Source organism: Streptomyces sp. NBC_01275 (genome assembly GCF_026340655.1).
In the GTDB taxonomy this organism is placed as follows: Bacteria; Actinomycetota; Actinomycetes; order Streptomycetales; family Streptomycetaceae; genus Streptomyces.
In genome coordinates this window covers 29,406-45,680 of record NZ_JAPEOZ010000001.1, presented here as the reverse complement: position 1 = coordinate 45,680, position 16,275 = coordinate 29,406, and the positions used below count along the sequence as shown (strand labels likewise).

Here is a 16,275-nt window from a genome sequence, read left to right as displayed (position 1 = left end):
GGTCATTCGGCGACCGCCGGGGCGGTGGCCAGCAGGTCGTTCGTGTACGACGACCGCCAGTCGTGGGCGTGCCGGACCGCTCCGTGCCGCGCGAGCCAGTCGGCGTAGGGGCCCATGCGGGTCTCGTCGATGACGCCCCAGTTCCCGTCGGCGTCGGTCCAGGTCGGGGCGACCAGGGCGAGGGAACGGGTGATCAGGGGGCGCGAGAAATAGGGGATCACCCGCTCCAGCACGGCGCGGGCGCCGATCTGGTCGGCCGCCGCGCAGGCGTAGCCGCGGGCGGTGGCGGCCAGGAAGGCGCGCACCAGGTCGGGACGGTCGTCGGCGAGCCTCTCGCTCGTGCCGAGGAGGTAGCTGTGGTAGCGGGGAGCGCCGATCTCGTCGACCGGCCAGGTCAGGCGCTCCTCTTCGGGCAGGTCGCCGCGCAGGGCGTCCCAGGACCAGTAGGCGCCGAAGGTCGCGTCCGCCTCACCGGCGGCTATGTCGTCGACGGTCAGCTCCCGATAGCCCGCGTCGACGGTGATCACGGCGTCCGGATCGCCGCCGTCGGCCGCGACGAGGTGCCGGACCATCGCGCGGCCGCGCGGGGTCGGGTTGAAGGCGAGGCGGCGTCCGGCCAGATCGCGGGGGCGGGCGACGCCGGTGGAACGGGTGGTCTGGATCGCCTCCAGGGCCCGGTGGTTGACGGCGGCCACGGCGAGCAGCGGCCGGCCGGGAGCCGTACGGCGGGCGAGCAACCGGTTGGGCGGGAAGAGACCGAAGTCCACCTCCCCCAGAGCCAGGTACTCCAGAGTGTCGCCGCGTCCCGGATCCTGGACGGTGAGTTCCACGTCCAGGCCCGCTTCGCGGTACCAGCCGCGCTCCCTGGCAACGTACAAACCGGCGGAATTCGGCCAGGGGTGGAAGTAGTCGAGCATGACTCGGACGTGCGACATGGGCAGACGGCTCCGTGGACGGCACTCAGGCGTTCGGGCCCGTGAGAGGGCTGCCTGGTGAGGAGAGGAAGGGCGAGCAGAAGGAGGAGAGGGAGACCGGGCGGGTCAACAACAGGAGCAGGCCGCGGCGGACGCCGGGGGACACTGCTGCTCGACTGCTGAAGACATGCGGTACTCCTACGCGGGCACTGTGGCTCAAGTGATGCGGTCGGCGTTCCCATGGGGACCGGCGTCGACTGGTGCCGACACCGCTCCCAGACGCCCTCTCAGCCCAACCGGGTAGGGGCTCCCGCGTAGATGGCCGAAACCATAACCCCGGGCAACCGATGCTGCGCAAGCCGAATCCACTATGTGGGACGATCATGCCCAGTGGTTGAGAAATCCCAGCTCAGGTGCATCGGCCCGGACCGGCTCCGGGTTAGCATCCCCGGCATGACCGACCCTCTGTTCCCCGGACGGCTGTTCCCCGGACCGCTGCTCCCCGGACCGCTGGTGGACGACGTGTGGCTCGCCGCCCGCCTCGGCGACCCCCGACTGGTCGTCCTCGACGCCACCGCGCTGCTGCCGTCACCCCGTCACGACGGCGACCACCGGTCCGACAGCGGCCGCGCCGAGTGGGCCGAGCGTCACATCCCCGGCTCGCGCCACGCGGACCTCACGGGGGAACTGTCGGACCCGGGAGCGCCGTACCACTTCGCGGTCCCGGCGCCGGAGGCGCTGGCCGCAGCCCTCGGGCGGCTCGGCGTCCGCGCCGGCTCGGAGGTCGTCGCCTACGACAGCGGCGGTGGCATCTGGGCGGCCCGGCTGTGGTGGATGCTGCGCTCGATCTCGGTACCGGTGGCGGTCCTGGACGGGGGATGGCAGGCGTGGGAGGCGGGCGGACACCCGATCGCCCTTGGCGAAGAGACGGGCCGCGAAGAGACGAGCCGCGAAGAGACGAGCGGCGGCGAGACGGGCGTCCGGGAGTCGGACGGTGCCGCTCTCGTTCTGGACGCCGGGCCCCTCATCCCCGTACCCCGTCCCGGCATGTGGGTCGGCGTCGAGGCGGTGGAGGCCGTCAGCCGCGGCGAGCGGCCCGGCACGCTGGTGTGCGCGCTGCCGCCCGGCGGCTTCGACGGCTCCGCCCCCACCCGCTACCGCCGACGCGGCCACATCCCCGGCAGCCTCAGCCTGCCGGGGCGCGGCCTCCTCGACGGCACGGGCCGGTTCCTGCCCGCCGTCGAACTCGCCGAACGCGTCGGCACGGTCATCGAGGACGACGACTCGCCGGTGATCCTCTACTGCGGCGGCGGCATCTCCGCGGCGGGCGCCGCGCTCGCCCTCACCCTGCTGGGCCGTCAGGACATCGCCCTGTACGACGGTTCGCTGGAGGAGTGGTCCCAGGATCCGTCCAGGCCGCTCACGACTGAGGGCCCCTGACCTGCTCCGGGGTTCAGGCCGCGGGCGCGTAGTCGTGGAAGCCGCGGCCCGACTTACGGCCGAGCAGCCCGGCCTCGACCATGCGCAGCAGCAGCGGCGGCGCGGCGTGCAGCGGGTCCTTGAACTCCGTGTACATCGCCTCGGCGATCGCGGTGAGCGTGTCGAGGCCGATCAGGTCGGCCAGGCTCAGGGGGCCCAGAGGGTGGGCGCAGCCGAGGACCATGCCGGTTTCGATGTCCGCCGCGGAGGCGAAACCGGACTCCAGCATCCGGATCGCGGAGAGCAGATACGGCACCAGCAGCGCGTTCACCACGAAGCCGGCCCGGTCCTGTGAACGGATCACCCGCTTGCCCAGGGCCACGGTGACGAAGTCCTCCGCGCGGGACTGGGTCTGAGGGCTCGTCAGCAGGGACGGCACGATCTCGACGAGCCCGAGCACCGGGACCGGGTTGAAGAAGTGCACCCCGATCACCTGATGCGGCCGTGCGGTGGCCATGGCCAGTTTCATGATGGGCAGCGAGGAGGTGTTCGACGCGAGGACGGCGTCCTCCCGCACGACGATCCGGTCCAGCGTGGCGAACAGCGCGACCTTGACCGTCTCGTCCTCCGTCGCCGCCTCCACGACCGCGTCCCGGTCCGCGAGGTCCCCGAGGTCGGTGCTGACCCGCAGCCGGGCGAGCGCGGCATCGCGTTCCGCGCCGGTCAGCTTGGAGCGCCGTACGCCGCGGTCCAGCGAGGCGGTGATCCGGGACAGGCCCGCCCTGGCCGCGTCCTCGGTCACCTCGTGGACCACCACGTCCAGGCCGGACCGGCAGCAGACCTCGGCGATGCCCGCGCCCATCAGCCCGCACCCGATGACGCCGACCCTGCGGATGTCGGCCGCCGAGGGCGTTCCGCTCACCGAGGGCGTTCCGCTCACCGGGGACGTTCCGCTCACCGGAAGGCCGCCTGGCCCGTCAGGGACTGGCCGATCATGAGGGTGTGCATCTCGACGGTGCCCTCGTAGGTGAGGATCGACTCCAGGTTGTTGGCGTGCCGGATGACCGGGTACTCCAGGGAGATGCCGTTCGCGCCCAGGATGGTGCGGGCGGTGCGGCAGATCTCCAGCGCGGCACGGGTGTTGTTGAGCTTGCCGAAGCTGACCTGCTCGGGGCGCAGCCCCCGGTCGTCCTTGATCCGGCCGAGATGGAAGGCCAGCAGGGTGCCCTTGGCCAGTTCCAGGGCCATGTCGGTCAGCTTGGCCTGGGTCAGCTGGAACGAGCTGATCGGACGGTCGAACTGGACCCGGTCGCCCGCGTAGGCCAGCGCCGTGCGGAAGGCCGAGCGGGCGGCGCCCATCGCGCCCCAGGCGATGCCGTACCGGGCCTCGTTGAGGCAGGACAGCGGTCCCTTGAGCCCTCGCACCCCGGGCAGGACGGCCGTGCCGGGCAGCCGTACGGAGTCGAGGACCAGCTCGCTCGTCACCGACGCCCGCAGCGACATCTTGTGCTTGATCGCGTTCGCCGAGAAGCCGGGGGCGTCGGTGGGCACCACGAAGCCGCGGATCCCGTCGTCGGTACGGGCCCAGACCACCGCCACGTCGGCCACCGACCCGTTGGTGATCCACATCTTGCGCCCGTCCAGAATCCAGTCGGCTCCGTCGCGACGGGCGGCGGTCCGCATGCTGCCGGGGTCCGAGCCGGAGTCGGGCTCGGTGAGCCCGAAGCAGCCGATGGCGGTGCCGGCCGCGAGCCGGGGCAGCCACTCCTCCTTCTGCTCCTCGGAGCCGAACGCCCAGATCGCGAACATGGCCAGGGAGCCCTGGACCGAGACCAGGGAGCGCAGACCCGAGTCGGTCGCCTCCAGTTCGAGACAGGCCAGCCCGTAGTCGACCGCGCTCATCCCCGCACAGCCGTAGCCCTCCAGGTGCATGCCCAGCAGGCCGAGTTCGCCGAGTTCCTTGGTGAGTCCGCGGATGTCCTCGATCGCGCCCGCCTCGAACCACTCGGCGATGTGCGGTTCGACGCGCCGGTCGCAGAAGGTGCGCACGGCGTCCCGCACGGAACGCTCGTCCGGGGTCAGCAGGGTGTCGAGTTCGACGAGGTCGAAGGGTTCGGCCGGGCGTCCGGCGTGCGGTGCGTGCATCAGGACTCCAGAGATCGGGAGCGGAGCGGGGGACAGGGAGGGGACAGGGGAAGGGGAGGGGCCGCCGGTCAGGGGAGTAAGGCCGACGGCCCCGGCTGGGAGACGGCAGCCCGCTACGCGGTGGCCGTCGGGCTGATGATGAAGTTGCTGAAGCCGCCGTTGCGTTCGGCGATCCCGCCGATGGCGTCGTTGACCTGTTCCAGCGGGAACACCTGGTGCTCCAGCGGGCCCAGGTCCAGCAGGCCCGCCCCCGCCAGGTCGGCCAGGGCCTGGCCCTCGCCGGAGGTGAACCAGGCCGAGCCGATCAGACGCAGCTGCTGGTCCATCATCCGGTGGATGTCGATCGGCAGATCACCGGCGACGGCGCCGATGTTGACCGCGATGCCGCCGCGCGCCATCGCCCGCATCCCGGCCCGGAAGGTCTCGTGCGGGGCGCCGGGGCCGAGCGCGTCGATGTAGATGTCGGCGCCGTAGCCGTCGGTCTCCTCGCGGATCCACTCGTCGAGCGGGCCGTCGTCCAGGGAGTGCAGCCGCAGCCGGCCGTCGGCGAGCTTGCCGACCTGGTCCAGGAGACCCTTGTCCCGGCCGGTGCCGTACACATGGGTCAGGCCGAGGGCGGGCGCGAGGAGCGCGGCGCCGATGCCCAGGGTGCCGCTGATGCCGTTGATCAGGATCGTCTTGCCCGGTCCCGCCCCGGCCTTGCGGAGGGCGGAGTACATCGTGCCGAGGTAGCCGAAGCGGGCGGCGGCCTCGAAGGACAGCGAGTCGGGCAGCTTCACCAGGCTGTACGCCGGGGCCACCATGTACTCGGCGAGGCCGCCCTGGTAGCGGTCGAGCAGGTTCAGGGCGGTCGGGGAGAAGCCGAAGTACCCGGCGAAGGCGTAACTGGCGCAGTTGATCGAGTCGTTGTCGCGGCACGAGCGACAGGAGCCGCAGGAGCGGCCCGGGTTGACGTACACCCGGTCGCCGACCGCGAAGCCCTCGACGCCCTCGCCGACCGCCGCGACGACGCCGGCCGGGTCGAGGCCGAAGATCGCCGGCAGGGTGGGCAGGGGGCTGTGCGGGAACCAAGTGGTCCACATGTTCAGGATGTTGGCGAGGTTCGGAACGATGTTGACGGCGTGGACGGCCACGCGGACGTCGCCGCGGCCGGGCTCGGGAACGGGGAGTTCCTCGATCCTCATCGGCTCGCCGACGTGGTGCATCCGCGCGGCTCGCATGGTCGCACTCATGGCGTCTCCTCGGGTTTGGGTGGGCCGGGTACGGGTGGGGGAGACAGCGCCAACGGCGGTGCTGTCCCTGGGAGTCGGGGTGTCTGAGGTGTGGGGTGCGTGGGTCAGCCGTCGAGCGGCGTCGTCAGCCGCGCGCGCTGGAGTTTTCCGGTCGCCCCGCGGGGCAGGGCGGGCACGACGTACAGACGCCGGGGCCATTTGTGCCGGGCGAGCCGTCCGTCGAGGTGGCCGCGGACGTCGTCCAGGGTAGGTTCGCCGACGTCGGCCACGAGGAAGGCGGTGACGATCTCGCCCCAGATCGGGTCCGGCGTCCCGGACACCGCGACCTCGACGACGCCCGGCAGGTCGGCCAGCGCGTTCTCGACCTCGGCGGGGTCGATGTTCTCGCCGCCGGTGATGATGGTGTCCTTGACCCGCCCGACGACTTCGAGCAGGCCCTGCGCGTCGATCCGGCCCCGGTCCCCGGTGTGGAACCAGCCCTCGGCGTCCGTGGCGGGCCGGGAGCCGGCGGCGGACCAGTACGAGGAGGCCACCGACCGCCCGCGCACCCAGATCTCGCCGGGCGTGCCGACCGGGGCGGGCGCCCCCGTCCCGTCCACGACCAGCAGCTCGACATGCGGCACGGAACGTCCGGCCGCGGTGGCCGCGTCGAGCGCCGAGTACGTCACTCCCGCGCTGGTCTCCGTCAGACCGTAGGAGTCGACCACCGCGACGCCCCGCTCGCGCAGCCGGTCCCGGGTCGCCGTCTGGGCCGGTGAGCCGCCGGACAGGATCCACCGCAGGCTGTCCAGCCCGCCGCTCGCGAAGCGGGGATGGCGGACCAGCAGGGCGGCCATGGCGGGCACCGCGAAGGCGCAGGTGACCCGGTGGTCGCGGACGAGGTCGACGAACAGGTCCGGGTCGAACCGCGGGGCCAGCACCACCGTCCCGCGCCGCGCCCAGGTGTACTGCGGCAGCCCGCCCAGTACGGCGACGTGGGCCAGCGGTGTGGAGACGAGGGCGACGTCCTCCGGGCCGACGGGCAGCAGGTCCAGCCCGTTGACCATGCTCCAGCGCAGGTTGTCGTGCGTCAGCGCGACGCCCTTGGGACGCCCGGAGGTGCCCGAGGTGAACGCGATGACCGCGACGTCCGAGCCGGCCGGCGGGTCGGGCTCGGCGGCGGGCGCGGACGGCTCGTCGCCGGGGTGCAGGTCGTCCCAGGCCAGCCGGAAGCAGGACCCGTCGGCCGGCCGGCTCGCGGGGAACCCGTCGTCCGCGACCACGGCCCGCGGCTGCGTCTCCTCGCAGACGACCGCCAGCTCGCCGCCGGTCACCTGCGGATGGACGGGTACGAGGACGGCCCCCATCCTCGTCACCGCGAACAGGGTGATGAGGGCCTCCGGCCGGGCGGTCCCCTGCATCACGACGCGATCGCCCCTGCGCACCCCGAACTTGTCGAGGCGGGCGACGGTGCGCCGGATGGCCAGGTCCAGCTCGGCATAGGTCCAGGACCGGTCCGTGAAGACCAGGGCGACCCGGGAGCCGACCTCGGCCGCGCTCGCCACGAGGTGAGCGCCGAACCACGTGTCCCTCGACGCGGGGGTCGCCGTCATGTCCGTACCTCCGCGGCGCGTCTGGCGCGGGCGAGGGCGCCGAGGGTGGACCCGGCGAGGTCCGCCGCCGAGACCGGCGTCCGGCGTTCCAGCAGCCGACGGGCGGCCAGGTGTTCCGCGGGCCAGTTCAGCGTCTCCACGGCCACCAGCCGGTCGTCGCGGAAGGCGTACGCGGCCAGTCGCTCCGGGGAGTCGCCCGGCGCCACGCGTACCTCGTCGGTGTTCGCGCGCAGGCCGGCGATCTGCAGTTTGACGTCGCCCTGGTCGCTCCAGAACCACGGCAGGCTCGCGTACGGACTCGGGGAGCCGGCGATCCGGCGGCCCACCAGCGCCCCCTGGTCGGCGGCGTTCTGCACGGACTCCAGCCGGACCAGCCCTTCCGCGTGGGGATGGGGATGGCGGGCGCAGTCGCCGACGGCGCAGACACGCGGGTCGGTGATCGACCGCAGCTGTTCGTCCACGATCACGCCGTCGTCCACGGCCAGACCGGCGGCCCGCGCCAGCTCGTCCCGGGGGGCGGCGCCGACGCCGTAGACGACGAGGTCGGCGGGGAGCGGGCCCCGGTCCGTGACGACCTGCCGCACGCGGTCCGTGCCCTCGATCGCGTGGACGGCCGTCCCGGTGAGGATGCGGACGCCGCTGCGCTCGTGTCGCTCCCGCAGGTGCTCCTGCAGCTGGGGCGAGACGGCCCGGCTCAGCAGCCGGTCAGCCAGTTCGACCACCGTGACGCGGGCCCCGCCGGCCACGGCGACCCGGGCCAGCTCCAGCCCGATGAATCCGCCGCCGACGACGACCACGTCCCGGGCGGTCGTCAGCGCCCGGCCGATCGCGAGGGCGTCGTCGAGGGAGCGCAGCCCGTGCACGCCGGCCAGTTCGGCGCCGGGGACGGGCAGCGGGCGGTTGCGCGCGCCGGTCGCCAGGACGAGATGGTCGTAGGGGACGCGCAGGCCCTGGCCGGTGGTCGCGGTGCGGGCGGCGGTGTCGATCGCGGTCACGGCGTCGCCGAGCCGCAGGCCGATGTCCCGCTCGCGGTAGAAGGACTCCGGCACCAGGTCGACGCGGACGCCGTCCCGGTCGGTGTGGGCCTTCTTGGACAGCGGCGGCCGCTGGTAGGGGAGGTGCGGCTCGTCGGCGAAGACGGTGACCGGGCCGTCGTACCCGGCCGAGCGCAGCGCCGAGACGACGCTGAACCCGGCCTGTCCGCCGCCGACGACGACCACACCCGCCGCGCTCGTGCTCGGGTTCGTGCTGGGGTCCGTGCGTGTGCTCGTCATACCTGCTCCTCGGGCACATGCACGATCAGTCCGTCGAGCTCGTCGGAGAGCCCGATCTGGCAGCTGAGCCGGCTGGTGGGCCGGCGTTCGGCGGCGGTGAAGTCCAGCATCTCGTCCTCGACGTCGTTGGGCGGACCCACCCGTGCGGTGTGCCGGTCGTCGACGTAGACATGGCAGGTGGCGCAGGAGGCGTTGCCTCCGCACTCGGCGACGATGCCCTCGACGCCGTTCGACACGGCCGCCTGCATGAGCACGGTCCCAGGCGCGGCGCTGACCTTGCGTTGGGTCCCGTCGGGCAACTCGAAGATGACGATGGGCATGAAGTCCTCCCGATGGGGACGGCTCAGGCGGTGTGCCAGGTGACGTTCAGCGAGGTGAGGCCCCGGAACACCCAGCCCTCCAGGCGGTCCTGTGGGCTGTCGGCCGGGCGCAGTCCCTTGAGGCGGCCGAAGACGAGGGGCCAGGCCAGGGCGCTGACCTCATGGCGCGCGACCCATGCGCCCATGCAGAAGTGCGGGCCGCCGCCGAAGGCGAGATGCGGTCGGTGGGGGCGGTCGACGTCGAACTCGTCGGGCCGCTCGAACACCGACTCGTCCCGGTTGCCCGACGCGATCACGAGCGCGACGCGGCTCCCGGCCGGCAGGGTCACGCCGGCGATCTCGTGGTCCCGGGTGAGCTGACGCGGATACATGCCGATCGGCGAGACCCAGCGGGCGGTCTCCTCGAACACCCGCTTCCAGCTCCCCGGATCGCCCAGCACCCGGTCCAGCACGTCCGGGCGGCGCAGCAGCGCCCAGGCGCCCACGCCGAAGACGTCGCGCGGCTCGTTGACGCCTCCGCCGATGATGACCTTGACGTTGTTCTGGATCTCGGCGAGGGACACCGGCTCGGCCGCGTGGACCATGGAGGAGATCACCGATCCGTCGGGCTCGCGCCGGACGATCGCGGCCGCCTCCGCCACGGCCTCCTCGATGGCCCGGGTCGCGCTCTCGGCGCGCAGCCACAGGTCGGGGTCGTCGGCGTAGTTGCTGTTGCCGTCCATCATGGCCCGCGACCAGGCGGCGACGTCGTCCGCGCCGGCGTTGCGCAGACCGAGGACCAGGGCCAGGTTGGCCGCCGCCAGCGGCTCGGCGAAGTCGGCGATGAGGTCGGCCTCGCCGCGCCCCGCGATCCGGTCGAGCAGCTCGTGCGCGGTGCGCTCGAAGGCTCCGGCCCACTGGTCGCGGACCTGGCGGGGGCGGGTGGGCGGCTCCGCGGCGGCCCGCAGCCGCCGGTGCTCCGGATCGTCCTCGCGGAGCAGGTTCGGGCCGACGGTGCGCAGCAGCAGCGAGCCCTCCTCCCGCGAGCTGAACACCTCGGGCAGCTTCTCGGCGTGGACGATGTCGTCGTAGCGGGTGAGCAGATGCCGGCCGACCGACGGGACCCAGGCAAGGGGCGCGGTGCGGCGCAGCTCGGCGTAGGCCGGGTAGGGGTCGTGGCGCAGGTCGGCGAGGTCGAGGTCGACCACCGGGGCGCCGGGGGCCGCCGTCGTCGGGACGCTCATGATGTGCCGCCGGCGCCGATCAGGACGAAGAACGCGGTGGCGGGCTCGGTGCCGTTGTTGCGCCAGGCGTGCCGGGTGGCGTTCTGCACGATCAGGTCGCCGGGCCTCAGCACCGCCGTCTCGCCGCCGTCGAGGTCGAGCACGATCTCGCCGCTCAGGACGACGCCGTAGTCGACGGTGGGCGTGGTGTGCATGCCGGGGTTGTCGGGCTCGAAGAGCTCGGCGAGGCCGGGGCTGGCCTGAAGCTGCTCGGCGGCCGCGGCCGCGGGGTCCCAGCTCGGGTCGGCGTAGACGCCGGCCGGAGGGAAGGTGACGGTCAGCGCGACCGTCTCTCCCGGAGCGGGCACGAAGGACGTGAGGGACGCCGTCGGATCGGCCGACGGGACGGCGGGAGCGGCCGTGTTCCACACCAGGGACCGGGCGAAACCCGGGGTGTGGGTGAACTGCAGGGTGCGCGGCGGCTCGCCGTCGCTGACGATCACGGGCTTGCCGCTCGCGCTGAGACCGGTGACGACACGACGGACCATGGCTCTCTCCTTTGAGAAGCATGACGGCATGGAGGGCGGCTGAGACGGTAAGGCGCTCAGCACCGAAAAGGTTAGAGGTGTGACAGTAAAAGTTTTGACGGTATTCGGGTTCCGTCAGTCCAGTCGATCCAGTCGATCCAGTCGATCCAGTCGGTCCCGTCAGTCCGTGACCGGGGCGTCCGGAGCGTTCAGGGCGTTCGGGGCGTCTGGGGCGTCCGGGGTTTCCTGGTTGACCAGCGTACGCAGCAGATGCACCAGCTCACCGAGTTGGTCGTCGCGCAGGATCGCCGTCCAGGCCCGTTCGCGATCGGTCTGGGCCTCGATGGCACGCCGTAGCGTCTCGCGGCCCTCCGGGGTGAGGTCGACGATCAGCTGTCGCCGGTCGGTCTCGACGCGGCGGCGGGTGACGAGACCGCTCTTCTCCAGGGTCGTCAGCGCGCTCGAGATGCTGGCGCGCGTGGAGCCGGAGACCCGCCCGATGTCCTGCTGGGCGAGCCCGCCGTAGGCCCACAGGGCGTTGAGGATGCGAAAGCCCGCCCAGGTCAGGCCGAGCGGCCGGTGGACGTGCTTCTCGAAGTCCTTGGTCAGGCGGGCTTCGAGACGGGTGAGGTCGGTGACCATCTCGATCGCGTCGAGGTCCCGGGGGTCGGTCGTGCCCAGCTCACGATGGTGGTGGCGCAGCAGCTCCGAGAACTCCCGGGTCCGGCTCGCGCTCGTGGTCCCCGGCTCGCGCACGGTGTCGGTCACGATCTCCCACCCTTCCTGGTCCGGCCGGACCGTGTCAGCCGGCGACGACCGGATTGACCATAGTGCCGACGCCCGTGACCTCGGTCCGCAGGACCTTACCCTCGGTCAGGTAGAGCCGCGGAGTGCGGCGGACGCCGCAGCCCGCGGGGGTGCCCGTGAAGATCAGGTCGCCCGGCTCGAACGTCACCCGCTTCGACAGCCAGGCCACCAGCTCCGGCACGCTGAAGATGAGGTCGGAGGTACGGCCCCGCTGCACCTCGAGGTCGTCGACCCAGCCGGCCACCTCGATGTCGTCCGGGTCCTCGAACTCGTCGACCGTCACCAGGTAGGGGCCGATCGGGCTGAAGGTGTCGTACGACTTCGGCAGCGTGAACTGGTTGATCGGCTTGCGCCACTGCTCCTTGCGGTCGCTGACGTCCTGACCCGCGGTGACGCCCGCGACGTGGGACCAGGCGTCGGCCTCGGAGATGTTCTTGCCGGCCCTGCCGATGACCACGACGAGCTCCGCCTCGTAGTCGACCTTGTCGTACCGGGGCTCCACGACGATCGCGTCGTACGGTCCCACCACGGACGAGGCGAACTTGGCGAACACCGACGGCTCGTCCGGCACGGGGAGGTTGGACTCCTCGGCGTGCGCCCGGTAGTTCAGGGCCACCCCGATGGCCTTGTACGGCTTGGCGACGCGGCCCAGGTCGTGCGGATCGAACGCCTTCCAGTCCTCCTCGGCGGCGCGCTCGGCGAGGGCGCGCAGCTCGTCGTGGAGCGAGAGGTCGCAGAGCACCTCCAGGCGCGGCTCGATCGCTCCCTTGCTCGCGTGCGCGATGTCGAGGGCGCGGTCCCCGCGTACGACGACGGGGCGGCCGGCGAGGTTGGCGAGCTTCATGCGTGCACTTCCTTCTGGTGGGCGTCGGGCTTCTGGTCGGCGTCGGGCCCGGTGCGGGGGAGGTCGAGCGCGAGCTCGCCCTCCACCTGGACGCCGAGCGTGTTGATGACGGTGGCGATGGTCAGGTACTGGCCGACGGTGTAGAGGACGTCGATGATCTGCTCGACGCCCAGGTGCGCCGCCAGCCGGCTCCACAGCTCGTCGTCGACGCCCTGGCGCTCGACGAGCGAGTCGGTGGCGGCGAGCAGGACCTGGTCGAGCTCGTCGAGCCCGTCCCACGCGCCGGTCGCGGCGGCGAGGATCGTCTCGTCGGACAGTCCGGCGCGGCGGGCGATCCTGATGTGCTGGTCCCACTCGTAGGCAGCCCCGGCACGGGCGGCGATCCGCAGGATCATCAGTTCCCGGGACGCCAGGGGCAGGGTGTTCTTCCCCAGCACGTGGTTGCTGAAGACGAGATAGCGGCGCAGCGCGTCCTCGTGGTGGGCCAGGGTGGCCCAGATCGTGTAGACGCGGCCGTCCTGGTCGCGGTAGGGCGCCAGGGACGCCAGCGTCTTCTCCTGCAGGTCGGCCTCGTCGACGGGCCGTACGCGGGCTTTCTCGGGCACTGGGACCTCCTCGGCTCGATGGCGTCAACGTATTAGTACGAGTCTTGACCGTCAAGGGTCTGACAAATATCGTCTTTTGCATGACGATCCAGAGCCTTGGCTACGTGGGTATCGGCACGCCCGACCCGACAGCGTGGGCGGAGTACGCCCGGACAGTGATAGGCCTCGCGGTCGAGCCTGCGGACCAAAGTGAGCCCGTGCGCTACCGCCTGCGGATGGACCAGCATCCGTTCCGGATGTGGCTGGAGCAGGCGGAGCCGGAGGCGAACACCGGCGGGGTGACGGTCATCGGCTGGGAGGTCCGCGACCCGGCCGCGATCGACGAGGCGACGGTGCGGCTCAAGGAGGCCGGCGTCGACGTGTCCGTCGGCACGGAGGAGGAGTGCCGGGAGCGTGAGGTGGCCCGGATGGTGCACTTCACGGGCCCGCTGGGGATCCGCACCGAGCTGTTCTGCGGCCGCCGTCTCGCCCCGAGCCAGTTCGTCTCACCGCTGGGCGCCGACTTCGTGACCGGGGAACAGGGGCTCGGCCATGTCGTGATGAAGACGCCCCACGTCCAGGAGGCGGTGGACTTCTACTGCGACGTCCTGGGATTCCGGCTCAGCGACACCGCCGACTACCCCTGGGGCACCTTCTACTTCCTCGGCTGCAACCCCCGCCACCACAGCATCGCCTTCATCCGGTCCTACAAGAACGAGGGCACCCACCACATCCTGTGCGAGGTGACCAGCCCGGAGGAGGTCGGCCGGGCCCTGGACCGGACGCGCGAGCACGACGTCAAGCTCATGGCGACGCTCGGCAAGCACGCCAACGACGGGATGTTCTCCTTCTACATGACCTCGCCCGCCGGCTTCGGCATCGAGATCGGCGCGGGCGGCGTGCAGGTCGACGAGAGCACCTGGGTCAGCCGCACCTACACCGCCGACATCTGGGGCCACCACCCGGTGGAGTGACGGGTTCCCGTCCGACCTCGCCCCAGGCAGTCCCCGAACCGGCCCTCCGACGAAAGCGGTCAGCAGCCCATGCAGCCCATGCAGCCCATGCTCCAGAGCTACTTGCAGGACACCTGGGTCACTCCCACGGCCACGCACGAGTCCACGTCCGCCACCGACGTACGCGACGCGGTCACCGGAGACCTGATCTGCCACGTCACCTCCCAAGGCCTCGACCTCGCGGCCGCGTTCGAGCACGCCCGCCGGTCCGGGAGTCCCGCCCTGCGCGCCCTGACCTTCCACCAGCGGGCCGATCTCCTGGACGCGGTGGCCGCGGCCGTCCGCGCCCGCCGCGAGGAGCTCTACGCCCTCTCGGCCCGCGCCGGAGCCACCCTGCTGGACGCCCGGTACGACGTCGACGGCGGCATCCGCGTCCTGCGCGACTACGCCACGCGAGCCCGGGCCGAACTGCCGGACGCGCCCTACCTGGTCGAAGGACCCGCCGAACGCCTGGCGCGCGGCGAGGACTTCCTCGGCGTCCACCTCTGCACCCCCTCCCCGGGCCTGATGCTCCAGGTGAACGCCTTCAACTTCCCCGTCTGGGCCCCGCTGGAGAAACTGGCGCAGGCGGTGCTCGCCGGGATGCCGACCGTGGTGAAGCCGGCCACCCCCACCGCGTACCTCACCGAACACCTCGTCCGGATCGTGGCCGACGCCGCTGTCCTGCCGCCCGGAGCACTGCAACTGGTCGTGGGTTCGGTGCGCCCCGCGCTCGACCTGATCCGCGAACAGGATGTGCTGTCCTTCACCGGCTCGGCCGCCACCGCGCGCACGCTGCGCACCCATCCGAACCTCGTCGCCCGCTCCGTCCGGTTCAACGCGGAGGCCGACTCCGTCAACGCCATCGTCCTCGCCCCGGACGTACGGCCCGGATCGCCGCTGTTCGCCGCGTTCGTCCGCGAGGTCGTGACCGAGATGACCGTCAAGGCGGGCCAGAAGTGCACCGCGATCCGGCGCGTCCTGGTCCCCCGGGAGCACGAACTCACCGTCCTCGACGCCCTGTCCGCCGAGCTGGCCGGGGTGACTGTCGGCAACCCTGCCGCGGAGGGCGTCCGCATGGGGGCGGTCGTCAGCCTCGAGCAACGTGACGACGTACGCCGGGCCGTGCGGACGATCGCCGCGTCCGGCCGCCTCGTCCACGGCGACCCCGACAAGGTGCGGGTCGTCGACGCCGACCCCGAGCGGGGCGCCTTCCTCGACGCCCTCCTGGTCTCCGCCGACCCGGACGCCGCCGCGCCCCACGAGGTCGAGCCGTTCGGGCCGGCCGCGACCGTCCTGGCGTACCGCGACACCGCGCACGCCACGGACCTGGTGGCGCGCGGCCTGGGCAGCCTCGCGGCCTCGGTGGTCGGCGACGACCTCGACTGGACCGCCGCCTTCGTCCAGGAGGCCGCTCCCTGGCACGGGCGACTCCACCTGCTGGACTCGACGAACCTGGCGCAGACCACCGGACACGGCTCGCCGCTCCCCGCCCTGCGGCACGGCGGCCCCGGCCGGGCCGGCGGGGGGTCGGAGCTGGCGGGAATCCGGGGCGTCGTGGATCTGATGCAGCGAACGGCACTGCAGGCCTCGCCCCGGTTCCTCGACTCCCTGAGGCGGTGATCGCTGCGGCTGCCGCCGTGCCTGTCGCTGGCGCTGGCGCTGTCGCTGGCCACGGCGGAGAGCGGGCAGGGGCGTGGTGCCCCTGCCCGCTCCGCCTGCCTCGGGTCGGCAGGGGCGAGGTCTCACTGCGAGTGAGTCGTCCAGTTCTGGTTGCTCCAGCCGTTGCAGGCCCACAGCTGGACCTTGGCCCCGTTGGCCGGGATCTGGGTGAGGTCACCGTCGAGGCACTGGCCGCCCTCGAGGTTCGTCAGAGTGGCCCCGTGCCACAGCCAGGTCTGGTTGGTCCAGCCGTTGCAGGCCCACAGCTGCACCTTGGCCCCGTTGGCGGGGATGGTGTTGAGGTCGCCGTCGAGGCACTGGTTGCCGCGGGAGTTCTGGATCGTGTAGTAGCCGACCGGCTGCCCGGCCGCGGGCGCCCACAGCCAGGTCTGGTTGGTCCCGCCGTGGCAGCCCCACAACTGGACCTTGGTCCCATTGGTCCCGATGGTGTCGGCGTCCCCGTCCAGACACTGGCCGCCTTCGTTGTTGGTCATGGTCAGCCGGTAGATCGCGCGCAACCCCGCCTGGTCGCCGAGGCCGTCCTTCACGGTCGGGATCTGCGACGTCGACGTCACGTCGATCACGCGTGTTCCGGCCGCGGCGGTGTCGGTGCTGTCGGCAGACGCGACACCACCGGCAGACGCGGTGCCACCGGTCACCAGGCCGATGGCGGCCGAGGCCCCCAGGACGGCGAATAAGATCCGCTTGCGCATGCTGTTCCCCCATGAGTTCGTCGCTGGTGTGTCCTGGGAGAGACTGTG

Annotated in this window: 16 protein-coding genes; 3 read left to right on the top strand and 13 right to left on the bottom strand. The window is 72.1% G+C overall.

Annotated elements, in window-relative coordinates; translation table 11 throughout:
* Window positions 1-2: 2 nt before the first annotated feature.
* A complete protein-coding gene (locus OG562_RS00125; RefSeq protein ID WP_266391869.1) occupies window positions 3-935 on the bottom strand; it encodes an ABC transporter substrate-binding protein in 933 nt (310 codons plus the stop codon).
* 432 nt (window positions 936-1,367) lie between these two features.
* Here OG562_RS00125 and OG562_RS00120 point away from each other — a divergent pair, with 432 nt between their 5' ends.
* Window positions 1,368-2,354, top strand: a complete 987-nt coding sequence (locus OG562_RS00120) for a sulfurtransferase (protein ID WP_266391866.1) — start codon at window positions 1,368-1,370, stop codon at window positions 2,352-2,354.
* Window positions 2,355-2,367: 13 nt separating this feature from the next.
* Here the strand turns inward: OG562_RS00120 and OG562_RS00115 are convergent, their stop codons facing one another.
* The 11 genes from OG562_RS00115 to OG562_RS00065 all read right to left on the bottom strand — a co-directional run bounded on the left by OG562_RS00115 (window position 2,368) and on the right by OG562_RS00065 (window position 12,881).
* Complete coding sequence (locus OG562_RS00115) at window positions 2,368-3,255, bottom strand: 3-hydroxybutyryl-CoA dehydrogenase (protein WP_266391863.1); 888 nt, start codon at window positions 3,253-3,255, stop codon at window positions 2,368-2,370.
* Between the two features lie 32 nt (window positions 3,256-3,287).
* Window positions 3,288-4,478, bottom strand: a complete 1,191-nt coding sequence (locus OG562_RS00110) for an acyl-CoA dehydrogenase family protein (protein ID WP_266391860.1) — start codon at window positions 4,476-4,478, stop codon at window positions 3,288-3,290.
* Window positions 4,479-4,591: 113 nt separating this feature from the next.
* Window positions 4,592-5,710 carry an alcohol dehydrogenase catalytic domain-containing protein gene (locus tag OG562_RS00105; protein WP_266391856.1) on the bottom strand — a complete coding sequence of 373 codons (1,119 nt, stop codon included), beginning with the start codon at window positions 5,708-5,710 and terminating at the stop codon, window positions 4,592-4,594.
* 104 nt (window positions 5,711-5,814) lie between these two features.
* Window positions 5,815-7,302, bottom strand: coding sequence for a class I adenylate-forming enzyme family protein (locus OG562_RS00100; RefSeq protein ID WP_266391852.1), 1,488 nt, complete (start codon window positions 7,300-7,302; stop codon window positions 5,815-5,817).
* On the bottom strand, window positions 7,299-8,576 hold the full coding sequence (locus OG562_RS00095; protein WP_266391849.1) for an NAD(P)/FAD-dependent oxidoreductase: 1,278 nt from the start codon (window positions 8,574-8,576) through the stop codon (window positions 7,299-7,301). Before OG562_RS00095 ends, OG562_RS00100 begins: the two co-directional genes overlap by 4 nt.
* Window positions 8,573-8,896 carry a 2Fe-2S iron-sulfur cluster-binding protein gene (locus tag OG562_RS00090; RefSeq protein WP_266391846.1) on the bottom strand — a complete coding sequence of 108 codons (324 nt, stop codon included), beginning with the start codon at window positions 8,894-8,896 and terminating at the stop codon, window positions 8,573-8,575. The genes OG562_RS00095 and OG562_RS00090 overlap by 4 nt, the downstream gene beginning before the upstream one ends.
* A gap of 23 nt (window positions 8,897-8,919) precedes the next feature.
* Entirely contained in the window at window positions 8,920-10,119 is a 1,200-nt protein-coding gene (locus tag OG562_RS00085) for a cytochrome P450 (protein WP_266391843.1), read from the bottom strand.
* Window positions 10,116-10,646 carry a cupin domain-containing protein gene (locus tag OG562_RS00080; RefSeq protein WP_266391839.1) on the bottom strand — a complete coding sequence of 177 codons (531 nt, stop codon included), beginning with the start codon at window positions 10,644-10,646 and terminating at the stop codon, window positions 10,116-10,118. The genes OG562_RS00085 and OG562_RS00080 overlap by 4 nt, the downstream gene beginning before the upstream one ends.
* A 159-nt stretch (window positions 10,647-10,805) precedes the next feature.
* A complete protein-coding gene (locus OG562_RS00075; RefSeq protein ID WP_266391836.1) occupies window positions 10,806-11,393 on the bottom strand; it encodes a MarR family winged helix-turn-helix transcriptional regulator in 588 nt (195 codons plus the stop codon).
* Between the two features lie 34 nt (window positions 11,394-11,427).
* Window positions 11,428-12,276 (bottom strand): fumarylacetoacetate hydrolase family protein, encoded by an 849-nt coding sequence (locus tag OG562_RS00070; RefSeq protein ID WP_266391833.1) that lies wholly within the window; start codon window positions 12,274-12,276, stop codon window positions 11,428-11,430.
* Window positions 12,273-12,881, bottom strand: coding sequence for a carboxymuconolactone decarboxylase family protein (locus OG562_RS00065; RefSeq protein ID WP_266391830.1), 609 nt, complete (start codon window positions 12,879-12,881; stop codon window positions 12,273-12,275). Before OG562_RS00065 ends, OG562_RS00070 begins: the two co-directional genes overlap by 4 nt.
* A gap of 80 nt (window positions 12,882-12,961) precedes the next feature.
* Between OG562_RS00065 and OG562_RS00060 the strand changes: the two genes are divergently transcribed.
* Entirely contained in the window at window positions 12,962-13,834 is an 873-nt protein-coding gene (locus OG562_RS00060) for a VOC family protein (protein WP_266391827.1), read from the top strand.
* A gap of 78 nt (window positions 13,835-13,912) precedes the next feature.
* Window positions 13,913-15,475, top strand: a complete 1,563-nt coding sequence (gene paaZ, locus OG562_RS00055; protein WP_266391824.1) for a phenylacetic acid degradation bifunctional protein PaaZ — start codon at window positions 13,913-13,915, stop codon at window positions 15,473-15,475.
* A 122-nt stretch (window positions 15,476-15,597) separates the two neighbouring features.
* On the opposite strand, the gene OG562_RS00050 is transcribed toward paaZ, so the two are convergent.
* The gene (locus tag OG562_RS00050) at window positions 15,598-16,227 is read right to left on the bottom strand and encodes an RICIN domain-containing protein (protein ID WP_266391821.1); all 630 of its coding nucleotides are present in this window, start codon (window positions 16,225-16,227) and stop codon (window positions 15,598-15,600) included.
* Between the last annotated feature and the right edge of the window lie 48 nt (window positions 16,228-16,275).

What these genes read in the sequence shown, in the direction of transcription:
- OG562_RS00070 (WP_266391833.1), bottom strand. Translation starts at nt 12,276, where the DNA reads ATGAAGCTCGCCAACCTCGCCGGCCGCCCCGTCGTCGTACGCGGGGAC.
- OG562_RS00125 (WP_266391869.1), bottom strand. Translation starts at nt 935, where the DNA reads ATGTCGCACGTCCGAGTCATGCTCGACTACTTCCACCCCTGGCCGAAT.
- OG562_RS00060 (WP_266391827.1), top strand. Translation starts at nt 12,962, where the DNA reads ATGACGATCCAGAGCCTTGGCTACGTGGGTATCGGCACGCCCGACCCG.
- OG562_RS00095 (WP_266391849.1), bottom strand. Translation starts at nt 8,576, where the DNA reads ATGACGAGCACACGCACGGACCCCAGCACGAACCCGAGCACGAGCGCG.
- OG562_RS00100 (WP_266391852.1), bottom strand. Translation starts at nt 7,302, where the DNA reads ATGACGGCGACCCCCGCGTCGAGGGACACGTGGTTCGGCGCTCACCTC.
- OG562_RS00110 (WP_266391860.1), bottom strand. Translation starts at nt 4,478, where the DNA reads ATGCACGCACCGCACGCCGGACGCCCGGCCGAACCCTTCGACCTCGTC.
- OG562_RS00105 (WP_266391856.1), bottom strand. Translation starts at nt 5,710, where the DNA reads ATGAGTGCGACCATGCGAGCCGCGCGGATGCACCACGTCGGCGAGCCG.
- OG562_RS00090 (WP_266391846.1), bottom strand. Translation starts at nt 8,896, where the DNA reads ATGCCCATCGTCATCTTCGAGTTGCCCGACGGGACCCAACGCAAGGTC.
- OG562_RS00085 (WP_266391843.1), bottom strand. Translation starts at nt 10,119, where the DNA reads ATGAGCGTCCCGACGACGGCGGCCCCCGGCGCCCCGGTGGTCGACCTC.
- OG562_RS00080 (WP_266391839.1), bottom strand. Translation starts at nt 10,646, where the DNA reads ATGGTCCGTCGTGTCGTCACCGGTCTCAGCGCGAGCGGCAAGCCCGTG.
- OG562_RS00050 (WP_266391821.1), bottom strand. Translation starts at nt 16,227, where the DNA reads ATGCGCAAGCGGATCTTATTCGCCGTCCTGGGGGCCTCGGCCGCCATC.
- paaZ (WP_266391824.1), top strand. Translation starts at nt 13,913, where the DNA reads ATGCAGCCCATGCTCCAGAGCTACTTGCAGGACACCTGGGTCACTCCC.
- OG562_RS00120 (WP_266391866.1), top strand. Translation starts at nt 1,368, where the DNA reads ATGACCGACCCTCTGTTCCCCGGACGGCTGTTCCCCGGACCGCTGCTC.